This is a genomic window from Marinobacter sp. BSs20148, from assembly GCF_000283275.1.
In the GTDB taxonomy this organism is placed as follows: domain Bacteria; phylum Pseudomonadota; class Gammaproteobacteria; order Pseudomonadales; family Oleiphilaceae; genus Marinobacter; species Marinobacter psychrophilus.
In genome coordinates, this window is sequence record NC_018268.1 from 2611334 (window position 1) to 2624951 (window position 13618).

Consider the following 13618-nt stretch of genomic DNA (forward strand, 5'->3'; position numbering starts at 1 on the left):
CAACACTCATTAACGCAGCTCTTTACCGCAATTCCAGGCGCTGCTCGCTGACGTATTGCGCCACACCATGGCCCACCGAAACGCCAAGCTGATCCACCAGATTCCGAAGCGGCGAGCGCGTACGGCTGTAATCAACCAGATTCTCATGGCCGACAATCTGCCGTGCCACATAGGAGGCACTGCCAAGGCCATCAATCAGACCAAGTTCCAACGCCTGTTCACCACTCCAGATCAGGCCACTGAACACTCTTGGATCGTCTGCGAGGCGATCACCTCGACCTTCCTGCACGGCCGCAATAAACTGCCCGTGCGTGTTTTCCAGAACGCTTTGCCAGAACGCCACCTCTTCTGGCTTCTCGGCAGAAAACGGATCTAGAAAACCCTTACTCTCGCCGGCGGTGTACAGCCTGCGCTCTACCCCCAGTTTCCCCATCACTTCGGTAAAACCAAACCCGCCAGCAACCACGCCAATGGAACCTACCAAACTGGCGCGATTGGCGTAAATTTCATCGGCCGCGGACGCAATGTAGTAAGCACCCGAGGCACCGATGTCGGAAATGACCGCGTACACTTTCTTATCGGGATGCTCAGCCCGCAAGCGCTTAATTTCGTCATACACGTATCCGGATTGCACCGGGCTGCCACCTGGGCTATTGATGCGCAAAATCACCGCAGCGGCGTCAGGCTCTTTAAACGCCGCGCGCAACGAACTGACAATATTATCGGCGCTGGCCAACTCATCGGCAGCAATGGGCCCATCTACGCCTATTACTGCGGTGTGCATGCCACCGGTCGCACTTTCGAGCCCTTGCCCCAGCGGAAACTTGAACAGCAATACGATTCCGAACAAATATGCAAAAGTCAAAAACTTGAAGAAGATGCCCCAACGCCGGCTTCGGCGCTGCTCCACCTGCATCGACATGACCAGTTTATCAATCAGTTTGCGGTCCTGACGGCTCTGCTTTCCTTCGCTTACGTCGGCTACTGCCGCTGGCTGATCATTCCAGCCTGGTTTGCCGTCGTTTTTGCCTGAATCCCATTCGCTCATTACATACCCTCTATGATGACTGCCTTATTTTTACAAACCCAAAACCTGACGCAAATCTGTGACCGTTTCAACAATGGCGTGGGGCGAATACTGGCCCAGCACATCACGCTTGTGCACCCCCCACTCCACGCCGATGGATGGCATACCAATGCGTTGCGCCATGTCCAGATCGTAGCGAGTATCACCGATCATCACCGCCTGTTCAGGCTTGACACCATAAAACTCCAAAATCCGCGCCAACATCGCTGGATCTGGCTTTGAGCGGGTTTCATCGGCGCACTGGGTGATGCCAAAATGCGGGCCCAAACCGCTGGTGCTAAGCGCGGAATCCAGCCCACTCCGATTTTTACCGGTGGCTACGGCACAATGACGCCCAGCACCGCGCAAATCCGTCAGGGTATCGGCAATACCGGCAAACACATTTTGCGGGGTTGTGGTTTTTTTGAAAAAATACTCACGATAGCTCTCACGCATACCCGCGATGCTTGCAGCGCTAATGCCGGGGTATAACTTTTGCAGTGCCTCTTCAATGCCAAGGCCGATAATGTCCCGGTAAGCCTCGCGCTCCAGCGCCGGAAAACCCAAGGCGGTCGAGGCCAGGTGCAAACTCTCGGCAATGTGCTCTACCGAGTCCACTAAGGTCCCGTCCCAATCGAAAATAACCACTTTCACGTTCATGAATTGCGTCCTGTACGGGCTGCAAGTTTCTTTAAGGCCGCCGCGAAGGCGTTGTCATAAGGCGCTTCCAACTTCAGCGCAGGGCTTTCGCCTTCGCTGTCAGGCGGCAAGCTCAACTCCAACGCCCGTGCGTGCAGCATCAGACGCGCCCCCCCCAATGCGCGAAATGCCTTCAAACTGGCATCGTCCATATATTTGTCGTCACCGGCAATAGGGTGGCCGGCAAAGGCGGCGTGCACGCGAATCTGATGAGTACGGCCGGTGACCGGTGACGCCTCCACCAGGCTGTAACCGGGATAGCGCTCGATGCAGCGAAACAACGTCAGCGATTCTTTGCCGGAACTGTCCACTTTTACCCGGCGTTCGCCGTTAGGCATCTCATAACGCAGCAACGGTTGAGCCACTTTGCCCACCCCTGCCGACCAATCGCCAGAGACAAGGGCGTGGTAGTGCTTACGAATGTGCCTGTGCCGCAGTTCATCTTGCAGGTAACGCAGCGCCGAGCGTTTCTTCGCCACCATCACCAATCCCGAGGTATCCCGGTCAAGCCTGTGCACCAATTCCAGAAATCGCGCCTGTGGTCGCCCGGCCCTCAGCACCTCTATCAGTCCGAAGCTCAAGCCGCTGCCGCCATGAACCGCAATACCCGACGGTTTATTGACCACCAGCAGCTGTTCATTCTCAAACACGACAGCCGCCTCTATCAACGCCTGCACCCTATCGCCGGGCGCGACCTGAGGCACTTTTTCTTTGCGTACCACCGGAGGAATGCGCACTTGATCGCCGGTTTTTACCCGAGTATCAGGCTTTACGCGGCCCTTGTTAATTCGAACTTCGCCCTTGCGAACGATGCGGTAGATGATACTTTTAGGAACACCCCGCAGTTGCGCCATCAGGAAATTATCCAGACGCTGGCCGTCATTGTCTTCATCTACGGTTACCCACAACACAGCTGGGCGTGGAGTCTCCAGAGACGGATTTTTCTGCGACATGAAATTCCTTTAAAATGAAGCGGGCAGCGTTGCTTAGCCCGGGAAATACTGCTATATTCCGATGTGCTTCGCCGTTTGTTTACGGCCTGACAGGTTTCAGTCAGAAGCCGGAGCGGTTGTAGTATACCGACACTACTTGCGAGTTTGAATTGCAGTGGCTTGGAAGTTTGAGATGAAGTAGCTCTTTAGATTGAAGTGCAATAGCAATGCCGGGCTCTTAAATTGTTACAGCCTGGGCAACGAAAGACTCCCCACACCCCGGTGCAGATCCAACATTGGCTGCCAACTGGCACGGGAGCCGAAACAAACCTTGCGGAACACCGCCGGGGACGACATAACGAAGATTCATTGCCATGCAAGGCCGGGCCGTCCAGTTTACGAATACGACGTAAGACCAAGCACTTGTGTGAACCTGAAAACGGATAACATGCGCCTACAGACAATCACCTTAACCGATCCTTTCCTGCCTGCGGGCACCGGAACCATCGGTGGTGGTCTAGAACCAACAGAGTTGAGCCCCGTAAGGGCTTGATTCGTCTGGCAGCCTCCACTTCGCTAATGCCTTTCTCGATGGTTTTCTGTTTAAATCAAACGACAGGAATTCATCCTTTCCATGAAAAGAATGCTTATAAATGCAACTCATCCCGAAGAGTTGCGCGTCGCCCTGGTTGACGGCCAGCGTCTGTTTGACCTCGATATCGAATCCAGCTCGCGCGAGCAAAAAAAGGCGAATATCTACAAGGGTAAAATTACCCGCGTAGAGCCCAGCCTTGAAGCCGCATTTGTGGATTTTGGTGCTGATCGTCACGGTTTTCTGCCGTTAAAAGAAATTTCCAAGGAATACTTCAAAAAATCTCCCGGCCAGATCGAAGGCAAGGTCAACATCAAAGAGGTGATCGCCGAAGGCCAGGAAGTTATTGTTCAGGTAGATAAAGAAGAACGCGGCAACAAAGGCGCAGCGCTGACCACTTATATCTCGCTGGCTGGCCGTTACCTGGTGCTGATGCCCAACAATGCCCGTGCTGGTGGCATTTCCCGCCGAATTGAAGGCGAAGAACGGGCCCAGCTTAAAGAAGCCATGAATCAGGTTCAGGTACCCAAGGCCATGGGCATCATTGTTCGCACCGCGGGCATTGGCCGCAACAGCGAAGAGCTGCAATGGGACTTGGATTACCTAGTTCAGTTTTGGGAAGCCATTACCCAGGCCGCAGGCGAGCGTAAAGCACCTTTCCTGATTCATCAGGAAAGCAACGTAATTATCCGCGCCGTGCGGGATTACCTGCGCCAAGACATCGGCGAAGTGCTGATTGACGCTCCCGCCGTGCACGAAGACGTGTTGAATTTTGTGCGCGCTGTTATGCCTACCTTTGAAAACAAAATCAAACTGTACAGCGACGAAATCCCGCTGTTCAGCCGCTACCAGATCGAAGGCCAAATCGAAACCGCCTTCCAGCGTGAAGTAAAACTGCCGTCTGGCGGCTCTATCGTGATTGACCCGACCGAAGCGCTGGTGTCTATCGACATCAACTCCTCGCGGGCCACAAAAGGCCACGACATCGAAGAAACGGCGCTGCAAACCAACCTGGAAGCCGCCGAAGAAATTGGCCGCCAGCTACGTCTGCGGGATATGGGCGGCTTGATTGTTATCGACTTCATCGATATGACCCCGGCCCGTAACCAGCGCGAAGTAGAAAACAAAATGCGCGAAGCCCTGGAAATCGACCGCGCCCGTGTTCAGGTCGGCAAGATTTCCCGCTTTGGCTTGCTGGAAATGTCGCGCCAGCGTCTGCGCCCGTCACTGGGTGAAACCCGCAGCGAGGTTTGCCCGCGCTGTGAAGGCCAGGGCACCATTCGTGGTATCGAATCCTTGGCGCTGAGCATCATGCGCCTGATTTACGAAGAGTCTTCCAAAGACAAAACCGGCGAAGTACGTGCCGTTGTGCCGGTATCCGTGGCTACCTTCCTGCTGAACGAAAAGCGCAAGCAGCTGGCGACAATTGAAGCCAATCAGGAAGTATCGATTGTTATCGTGCCGGTTCCGCAAATGGAAACCCCGCACTTTGAAATCATCCGCATGCGCGACGACGAAGCCGGCTCCGAGCACGTATCCAGCCACCAGGTGGCTCAGGAATACAGCGAGCGCGAAGAGGAAGTCGCTGACGTGACCGTGCAAGAAAAACCCGTGCGCGAACAGGCCGCCGTAAAATCTGTGCGCCCCGCCTCGCCTGCGCCTGCGCCTGCGACAACACCGGCAGCAAAACCCGCTAAAGCCGCCGCAGAGAAAACCCGTGACGAAGGCATGTTCAGCCGTTTAGGGCGTAAAATTGCGATCTTTTTCAACGGTGAAGAAGAAAGCCAGCCTGCTGTTGCTAGCAGCAGTAGCCGCAATGCCAAACAGGCAGGCGGCGACGACCGCTCCAGGCAGCGCCCCGCGTCAAGCCGCAATGATCGCCCGGAACGTCGCAAAACACGCGTCGCCCGTGACGACCAGCAAGACAACCGAAGCCGTGGCGAACGCAGCAGTAGCAACAGTAGCTCCGGGTCCAGCAATCTTGGCGACGATAACCGAAGCAATCGCACCGACGACAGCCGCAGCCGCAACAACCGCGGACGAACTCGCAGTGAAGGTCGCAGCGAAGACAAAACCAACGCTGGCAGCCAGAACAGCAATGTTCAAAGCAGCAGCGGCCAGAACAGCAGCGCCCAGAACAGCAGCGCCCAGAACAATAATGCACAGAACGGCAACACCCAAAGCAGCGGCAACGACACTCGCCGCGATGGTCGCCGCGACAACCAGAATCGTAGCCGCTCCAATCGCGATTCAAGTCGTGACACAAGTCGCGATGGCAATAAGCCAAATGCTGAACAGGCAGATCAGAAGCCGGCTATAGAGCAGAAATCTGCAGAACTCCGCAGTTCAAGCCCGAGCCCGAGCTATAACGACCAGAACGATGCGCAAAGCCCAGCAGTCGCAGGCAAAGCCGGCGGTGACGAAAAACGCCGCAGCAAGCCTCGCCGCAGCCGTGGCCGTGATGGTTCACCGGCGGAGAAACCGGTATCAAACCCGGCTGAGCGTAAGGCAGCTCGCAGTGAGATTCATCAGCAAGACACGCAGCCGGAAACCCGTGACGCAGAAGACCGCGCCAAAGCGAAGGCCAAGACCGCTGATAAGCCCGCAGAGTCGCAGGTACAGCCTTCAGCCATGGCAGTACCTGCCGAGCAAGCAGCGCCGCAGGTTGCACAAGCCCCGGCCGATGCATCGCCTGAAACAACCAGCGAGCAGCCCGTTGCAGTCAAGCCAGTAGAACAATCGCCAGAGCCAGAGGTAAGCAAACCCGCTGCGCCTGCATCCGAAGTGCCTGTTGAGGCAGCCGAGGAAAGCGCAGATGTTTCTGCTGCCGAAGCCGCACCTTCCCGGATAGATGCCTACAATGGCGGCACCCGAAAGGCTGCAGAAAAGGCCGAAAAAGCCGACGCACTTGAAGTAGACAGCTCGGACACAGATAGCGCACCGGTCGAGGCTGAAGCCCCCAACGCCGAGACTCATACCTCTGAGGCTGCACCAGCCGACGCAGAGGACGAAAGCGCGGATAGGCCAACCAAGCCAACCCGCAAACGCACCCCGGCTCGCAAAGCCAAAGCGGCGAAAACAGAACCCGCTGATGAGCAAGAGGTGCAGCTCGCAAACACTGGCGTCAGCGACAACGATGCAACTGCAGCCGACGTTGCCGTAGCGCCGCCAGCAGCAGCACCGGTTGCCGACGCAGCATCCGAAACCCCGGCAGCACCAGTAGCACCAGGCCGCGCTTATAACGACCCACGTGAAGTACGTATGCGCCAGCGTGCAGCGGACGCTGCCAAAAATGGCGGGAGCGAGTAATTATGCTGAACGACGCTGACATTGAAGCCCTGGAAGAAATTCTGTTTGCAGAGCCCTGGGGTGAAGACGCAGTAGACTTCTTCGGCTTCCACGGTTTGGTGTGTGCCAGCGTTGTAGGACCGGTGGACTTCTCGGTAGACGAGTTGTTTCTGCTGGCCACAGGCGTTGACGCCCTTCCTGACGGCAAGGTGCCAGACGTGTTCAGTCGCTGTGTGCAGAAACTGAGCGGTGCCATGGCCAACGCGCTGGATATGGGCCTGGCTCTGGAGCTGCCCGAGCCTGAAGACGATGACCCCATGAACGCACTGGAAAACTGGTGCGCCGGATTCATTGAAACCTTTATGGAACGGGAAGACGCCTGGATGGAAGCCGCCAGCGAAGAAGAAGTGGGCGATTTGATTCTGCCCATGCTGGCGCTGTCGGGCTTATTCGAAGATGAAGACTTCCAGAACGTGCGCGACAGCGAAACCCTGTCGACACAGATGGCAGAAGCGATCCCCGATTCGCTTACCGACCTGTACTTGCTGTTCCACGCGCCGGACTGATTTGGCGCGTTAATCGGCCAGAATTAAAGCGCGATGGGTTGGTTGAAATGATGCCAGACGGGTGAAAGCCCTTCTGGCATTTTTTGTATGCGCCCCAGCTCTGCCCAAGGCGCCTTAGGCGTGTGAAAGTCACTGCCCTGAGATGCCCACAATCCCTCGCTTTGGCAAAGCTGCGCCAGAAAGTTCACATCAGACGCCGTTTGGCCCGGGCTACACACCTCCATACCACGGCCAGCTGCACGGCGAAAATCCGCCACCAAGGCCCGCAGTTTGGTCGCGCTCAAGTCGTACTTACGCGGGTGCGCCAGCACTGCTATACCGCCAGCGTCGTTTACCCAGCGCACCACTTCTTCCAACTCCGGCCAATACGCTTTTACATCTCCCGGCTTGCCTGCGCCCAAGTGACGCTTGAAAGCTTGTGCGATATTATTTACCACACCGGCATCCACTAACGCCTGGGCAAAATGTGGGCGCCCTGGCACATCACCACCGGCGTGTTTGGTCGCGTGTTCGAGCAGATTATCAACCTTCAACCTGGTCAAACGCTCGACAATCAAGCCGGCACGGGCGTGACGATTGGCATTCTGCTGCTGCAATCGCGCAAGAAACTGCGGATTGTCTTCGGTAAAGTCCAAACCTACAATGTGAATGGTATGGCTTCTCCAGACGCAAGACAGTTCAACGCCGGAAATCAGCTCAATGTTGTAATCCTGAGCGGCAAGGCGCGCCGACCCCAAGCCGTTAAGGGTATCGTGATCGGTTAATGCTAGATGGCTAACGCCCTTCTCATGTGCTCGGGCCAGCAAATCAGCGGGGCTTAGAGCGCCGTCTGAGGCAGTACTGTGGCAATGCAGGTCGATGCACAACGGTGATTGTTGCGGTATAGTCGCGTCATGCTGCTGAGTTGGCTGTTGCTGCATAATAGTCACAAGCATTCCTGATTACGGGGAAGGGTAAAAAACGAAAAGCAACCCACTATAACAGCCATCGCCGGTACGACCGAGCTTAAACACCGAACCTAAACGCCGAATCTAAACGAAGAGCGCCCCCTTATGTACTACGCTATTATCAGTGAAGACATCAATGACAGCCTGGCACTTCGCCAAAGCGCCCGCTCGGCTCACCTGGAGCGTTTGCAGGCCTTGGCCAATGAAGGCCGCTTATTGGTCGCTGGCCCGCACCCGGCCATAGACACCAATGACCCGGGCAATGCCGGCTTCAGTGGCAGCTTGGTAATCGCCGAGTTTGAATCACTTGAACACGCGCAAAGCTGGGCGGACGCAGACCCTTACGTCAGCGCCGGGGTTTACCAGCAGGTAAAGGTCAAACCGTTCAAACGGGTATTGCCCTAGTGCTCTGCAACAAATGCCGAGTAATTGTCGCCATGAGCGTTTGGTAATGAATACACGCTTGATCGACAAAGCCAGTGTGCCAAAATTACGTTCTTATCCATTTTTTGTTCAAACAGAAACTTTCAGGAACCCCGCCCAGTGACCCCTTTTCGTTTGCTTGTTGTCCTCTTTTTTGTATTCTCGTCCATTGCCACGGCCCAAGCCAGAACTGTGTGGGTAGACGACAAAATCTACCTGCCGGTGCGCTCTGGCGCAGGCAGCCAGTTCCGGATTATTGAAAACGCCGTTCCCAGTGGCACCGCTATGGAGCTGTTAGAATCCGACCAAAATGGCTACAGCAAAGTACGCACCACCAAAGGCACCGAGGGCTGGGTTTCCAGCCAGTATCTGAGTTCGACACCGATTGCCGCAACACAGCTCAAAAAAGCGCGACAGGATCTGGAAGCCGCACAGGCGGAAGTACGCCAGGTGCAGGACATACTGGCAAGCGTGACCGGTGAACGCGACAGTCTGCAAAATTCTGAAAGCAGCCTGGCTGACCGCTCGTCCGAACTGATGGCTGAACTCAAACGTATCAAGGATATTGCCGCTAATTCGATTAATCTTGAGCGCCGCAATGGCGAGTTGCTGGAAGAAAATCAAAAAATCCACAATGAACTGGAAATACTGACAGCTGAAAACGAACGCATGGAAGCCGGTAAAGAATCAGATTTCATGCTGCTCGGTGCCGGCTTGGTGCTAGGCGGTGTATTGTTGGCACTTCTGGTACCGATGCTAAAACCCACCCGTAAAAGCGACAATTGGGCCTGACTGCTATGAGGGAATATTCAGAAAAGCGTGATTTTCATCGAATGCAGGTGAACACGGATATTGAGATTATAGACAGTAACGGGAATACCTTTGCCGGCGTGTGCCGTGACCTGAGCGCTTCGGGAATGCAGATTCTGGTCGCTCAGCGAATGACTGTAGGCTCTGAGCTGCGCACGACCCTTCATCCCACAAGCGACAAGTTTCCGCCACTGGAAACCCTGTGCGAGGTTCTGCGCTGCGAACCCGAAGGTGATGGTTTTTTGTTAGGTGTGAACATTGCCGAAGTGACTGACTAGCGAATCAGGGACAGATTTGAAACCTGTCCCTGATTCGTAGTTTGCCAATCAGAACAGCGCTTTTTCCGACACAATAATGCCGTTGTTATCGGCGTACAAAAAATGCCCCGGGTGGAAGGTAACGCCACCGAAAGTCACGGCAATGTTCAAATCGCCAACGTCACGCTTTTCAGTTTTGCGCGGGTGGGTGCCCAAAGCCTGTACGCCAAGAGGGGTTTTAGCAATCACATCGGCATCACGGATACAGCCATAAATAATCAGCCCGGCCCAACCGTTACTGGCCGCTTTTTCCGCCAGTATATCCCCCAGCAGCGCATTACGCTTTGACCCACCACCGTCGACGACCATTACCCGGCCATGGCCCGGTAAGCCTACCTGCTGCTTCACCACTGAGTTATCTTCAAAACACTTCACGGTAACAATCTCGCCGCCAAAGTTGTCGATGGCGCCAAAATTACGAAACCCCGGTTCAACCACCTGTACTTCAGGAAATTCGTCGCACAGATCGGGGGTTGTAACGGCTATAACCGTTGCAGTGGCCACGCGGCCAACATCAGACACATTCTCAGACACGATTTGTTCACTCCTTTTATCAGTGTGGGGCCGCTCTAACGTATCGTGATAGAACCAAACACGCCGCCTGCATCGATTGCGGTTGCAATGAATGCGGTGCAGGCGGCGCCTACTCATAAGTCTGGTTTCTGATCTGCCAGAAAGAACCAGGTATCCAGCACCGAATCCGGGTTTAAAGACACACTGTCGATGCCCTGTTCCATCAGCCACTTGGCCAGGTCCGGATGGTCAGACGGGCCCTGCCCACAAATACCAATGTACTTGCCGGCTTTCCGGCAAGCCTGAATGGCGCTCGACAGGAGCACTTTTACCGCGTCGTTACGCTCATCAAAGAGGTGGGCAATAATGCCGGAATCCCGATCCAGGCCCAAAGTAAGCTGGGTAAGATCGTTAGAACCAATAGAAAAGCCGTCGAAGTGCTCGAGGAACTGATCCGCCAGCAGAGCGTTGCTGGGCAGCTCGCACATCATGATCACCCGCAGGCCATTCTCGCCCCGCTTCAGACCGTTCTCCGCCAACAAGTCCATAACCTGGGCCGCTTCGCCTACGGTGCGTACAAACGGAATCATCACTTCTACGTTGGTGAAGCCCATGTCGTTACGCACCCGCTTCATGGCACGGCATTCCAGCTCGAAACAGTCGCGGAAGGTTTCAGAGATGTAGCGCGATGCACCGCGGAACCCCAACATCGGGTTTTCTTCATCCGGCTCGTAAAGCGCGCCGCCGATCAGGTTGGCGTACTCGTTAGACTTAAAGTCTGACATGCGCACAATCACTTTCTTGGGCGCAAACGCCCCTGCCAGGGTCGAAATACCCTCCACCAGCTTGTCAACGTAAAAATCCACCGGCGAGGCGTAACCGGAAATACGTTTGTTGACCGTCTGCTGAATATCCCGCGGCAGAGTGTCGTAGTTCAACAGCGCTTTGGGGTGAACACCAATCATCCGATTGATGATAAATTCCAGACGGGCCAGGCCAACGCCTTCGTTTGGCAGCGCCTGGAAATCGAAGGCGCGATCCGGGTTGCCCACATTCATCATAATCTTGAACGGAATATTTGGCATGGATTCTATGGTGTTTTCGCGCAGCTCAAAGTCCAGCGCACCCTCATAAATAAAACCGGTGTCGCCTTCAGCGCAGGAAACCGTCACTTCCTGGCCATTTTTCAGTAAGTCGGTGGCATCGCCACAGCCAACCACCGCAGGAATACCCAGTTCACGGGCAATAATGGCCGCGTGGCAGGTACGGCCGCCACGGTCAGTAACGATGGCGGAAGCGCGCTTCATCACCGGTTCCCAATCTGGGTCGGTCATGTCGGTAACCAACACATCGCCGTCTTGCACTTTGTCCATTTCATTGATGCTGGTGATGATTTTCACCGGGCCGGCACCAATCTTGTGGCCAATGCTGCGGCCTTCCACCAGCACCTTGCCGGTCTCTTTCAGCAAGTAGCGCTCCATCACGTTGGCAGAAGCACGGCTTTTCACGGTTTCAGGGCGCGCTTGAACAATGTAAATCCGGCCATCGTCGCCGTCTTTGGCCCATTCGATGTCCATCGGACGCTGGTAGTGATTTTCAATAATCATCGCCTGCTTGGCCAATTCTTCCACTTCCGCATCGGTAATGCAGAAGCGGCCACGTTCGGCGGCATCTACCTTCACGGTTTCCACAAACTCACCTTCGGTCGGGTTTGTGTGATAGATCATTTTGATGGCTTTGCTGCCCAGGTTGCGGCGCAGCACCGCAGGGCGGCCAGCGGTCAGCGTGGACTTGTGCACGTAGAATTCGTCAGGGTTCACTGCGCCCTGCACCACGGTTTCGCCCAGCCCATAAGAGCCGGTGATAAACACCACACCGCGGAAACCCGATTCGGTGTCCAGAGTAAACATAACGCCGCTGGAGGCGGTCTCACTGCGCACCATTTTCTGGATGCCTGCCGACAGAGCGACCAGTTTGTGGTCGAAGCCATGGTGAACACGGTAGGAAATCGCGCGGTCGTTAAACAAAGAGGCAAAAACTTCTTTCACCGACGTGCGAATCTTGTCCAAACCCACCACGTTCAGGAAGGTTTCCTGCTGACCCGCAAAAGAGGCGTCTGGCAGGTCTTCCGCGGTGGCGGAGGAACGCACCGCCACGGCCATTTTAGAGTTGCCGTTCTGCAGTTGGGCATAGGCTTCAGCCAGTGCATTATCCAGCACTGCGGGGAAAGGCGTATCAATCACCCATTGGCGGATCTTCGCGCCAACGCGGGCAAGTTCGTTAACGTCGTTAACGTCCAGCGCGTCCAGGGTTTCATCAATTTTGTCTTTCAGGCCATTGGTCGCCAGAAACTCACGGTAGGCATGAGAGGTAGTCGCGAACCCACCCGGCACAGTCACGCCAGCATTGGCGAGATTACTGATCATTTCACCGAGGGAAGCGTTCTTTCCGCCTACCCGGTCCACATCAGACATTCCCAGGTGTTCAAACCAAATGATGTAATCGTGCAAAATGCATCTCCCTTGAGTCGGTTTTGCGGAGTGTCGAATTTGGGGTGTCGAATTTGGAGCGTACAATGTGGTGCGTTTAATTTGGAGTGTATAATACTGGAAATTGTGGCAATTACCTAGGGAACCGCTCCAACATGAAACGCACCGCATTCTTTCTGTCAGACGGAACAGGCCTGACTGCCGAAGGGCTAGGACACGCGCTGCTTGCTCAGTTCGAGAAGATCGACTTTGAACGCATCACCGTTCCTTATATTGATGACGAAACCAAAGCCCACGAAATTGTGGAGCGCATCAACCTTGCCGCTGAAAACGACGATGCCCGCCCCTTGGTATTTGACACCATTGTTAACAGCGATATCCGCAGCATTGTGTCTACCGCAAACGGTTTTATGGTGGATATATTCGGAACGTTTTTAAACCCGCTGGAACAGGAATTGCAGTCTGCATCGTCCTACACCGTGGGCAAATCACACTCCATTGTGAACGGCGACAATTACGAACGCCGTATAAACGCAGTGAACTTTGCACTGGATAACGACGACGGCGCGCGCATTCGCCATTACGACGAAGCCGACCTGATTCTGGTGGGCGCATCCCGCAGCGGCAAAACACCAACGTGTTTGTATCTGGCCCTGCAATACGGCGTGAAAGCGGCCAATTACCCGATTACCGAAGAAGACCTGACAGACCAGCAGCTACCAAAAGCACTGCGGCCCCACAAACAGAAAGTGTTCGGCCTGACCATCGATCCAGAACGGCTAGCCACCATTCGCAACGAACGCAAGCCAAACTCCCGCTACGCGTCCATCAGCCAATGCATGCATGAAATTGAGGAAATAGAGCTTATCTACCGCCGCGAGCGCGTTCCGTATCTGAACACCACGGCTTACTCGGTGGAAGAAATATCGACCCGCATTATGGTATCGACCGGGCTCAAACGAAATCGCTGAGCCCG

General features: G+C 55.1%; 12 protein-coding genes. 6 read left to right on the top strand and 6 right to left on the bottom strand.

Annotated elements, in window-relative coordinates:
- Window positions 1-22: 22 nt before the first annotated feature.
- Genes MRBBS_RS11850 through rluC form a run of 3 tightly spaced genes read right to left on the bottom strand, consistent with a single transcriptional unit; the run spans window position 23 to window position 2718 of the window.
- A complete protein-coding gene (locus MRBBS_RS11850; protein WP_014871755.1) occupies window positions 23-1048 on the bottom strand; it encodes a S49 family peptidase in 1026 nt (341 codons plus the stop codon).
- Window positions 1049-1078: 30 nt separating this feature from the next.
- A complete protein-coding gene (locus MRBBS_RS11855) occupies window positions 1079-1726 on the bottom strand; it encodes an HAD family hydrolase (RefSeq protein ID WP_014871756.1) in 648 nt (215 codons plus the stop codon).
- A complete protein-coding gene (rluC, locus tag MRBBS_RS11860; protein ID WP_014871757.1) occupies window positions 1723-2718 on the bottom strand; it encodes a 23S rRNA pseudouridine(955/2504/2580) synthase RluC in 996 nt (331 codons plus the stop codon). Before rluC ends, MRBBS_RS11855 begins: the two co-directional genes overlap by 4 nt.
- Window positions 2719-3331: 613 nt before the next feature.
- Here rluC and rne point away from each other — a divergent pair.
- Both rne and MRBBS_RS11870 read left to right on the top strand, forming a co-directional pair.
- Window positions 3332-6598 (top strand): ribonuclease E, encoded by a 3267-nt coding sequence (gene rne / locus MRBBS_RS11865; RefSeq protein WP_014871758.1) that lies wholly within the window; start codon window positions 3332-3334, stop codon window positions 6596-6598.
- A gap of 2 nt (window positions 6599-6600) precedes the next feature.
- Window positions 6601-7143 carry a YecA family protein gene (locus tag MRBBS_RS11870; protein WP_014871759.1) on the top strand — a complete coding sequence of 181 codons (543 nt, stop codon included), beginning with the start codon at window positions 6601-6603 and terminating at the stop codon, window positions 7141-7143.
- 23 nt (window positions 7144-7166) lie between these two features.
- Here MRBBS_RS11870 and MRBBS_RS11875 read toward each other — a convergent pair whose 3' ends face one another.
- The gene (locus tag MRBBS_RS11875) at window positions 7167-8078 is read right to left on the bottom strand and encodes a PHP domain-containing protein (protein ID WP_201764319.1); all 912 of its coding nucleotides are present in this window, start codon (window positions 8076-8078) and stop codon (window positions 7167-7169) included.
- Between the two features lie 117 nt (window positions 8079-8195).
- On the opposite strand from MRBBS_RS11875, the gene MRBBS_RS11880 reads away from it, so the two are divergent.
- From MRBBS_RS11880 to MRBBS_RS11890, 3 genes are all read left to right on the top strand, one after another.
- Window positions 8196-8495 carry a YciI family protein gene (locus tag MRBBS_RS11880; protein WP_014871761.1) on the top strand — a complete coding sequence of 100 codons (300 nt, stop codon included), beginning with the start codon at window positions 8196-8198 and terminating at the stop codon, window positions 8493-8495.
- A gap of 138 nt (window positions 8496-8633) precedes the next feature.
- Window positions 8634-9305, top strand: a complete 672-nt coding sequence (locus tag MRBBS_RS11885; RefSeq protein ID WP_014871762.1) for a TIGR04211 family SH3 domain-containing protein — start codon at window positions 8634-8636, stop codon at window positions 9303-9305.
- Window positions 9306-9310: 5 nt separating this feature from the next.
- Window positions 9311-9601: a PilZ domain-containing protein gene (locus tag MRBBS_RS11890; protein WP_041635613.1), complete on the top strand. Its 291-nt coding sequence runs from the start codon at window positions 9311-9313 to the stop codon at window positions 9599-9601.
- A gap of 48 nt (window positions 9602-9649) precedes the next feature.
- Here the strand turns inward: MRBBS_RS11890 and rraA are convergent, their stop codons facing one another.
- Entirely contained in the window at window positions 9650-10126 is a 477-nt protein-coding gene (gene rraA / locus MRBBS_RS11895; RefSeq protein WP_187290809.1) for a ribonuclease E activity regulator RraA, read from the bottom strand.
- 161 nt (window positions 10127-10287) lie between these two features.
- The gene (gene ppsA, locus MRBBS_RS11900) at window positions 10288-12663 is read right to left on the bottom strand and encodes a phosphoenolpyruvate synthase (RefSeq protein WP_041635275.1); all 2376 of its coding nucleotides are present in this window, start codon (window positions 12661-12663) and stop codon (window positions 10288-10290) included.
- A gap of 134 nt (window positions 12664-12797) precedes the next feature.
- On the opposite strand from ppsA, the gene MRBBS_RS11905 reads away from it, so the two are divergent.
- A complete protein-coding gene (locus MRBBS_RS11905) occupies window positions 12798-13613 on the top strand; it encodes a pyruvate, water dikinase regulatory protein (protein ID WP_014871767.1) in 816 nt (271 codons plus the stop codon).
- Window positions 13614-13618 lie beyond the last annotated feature (5 nt).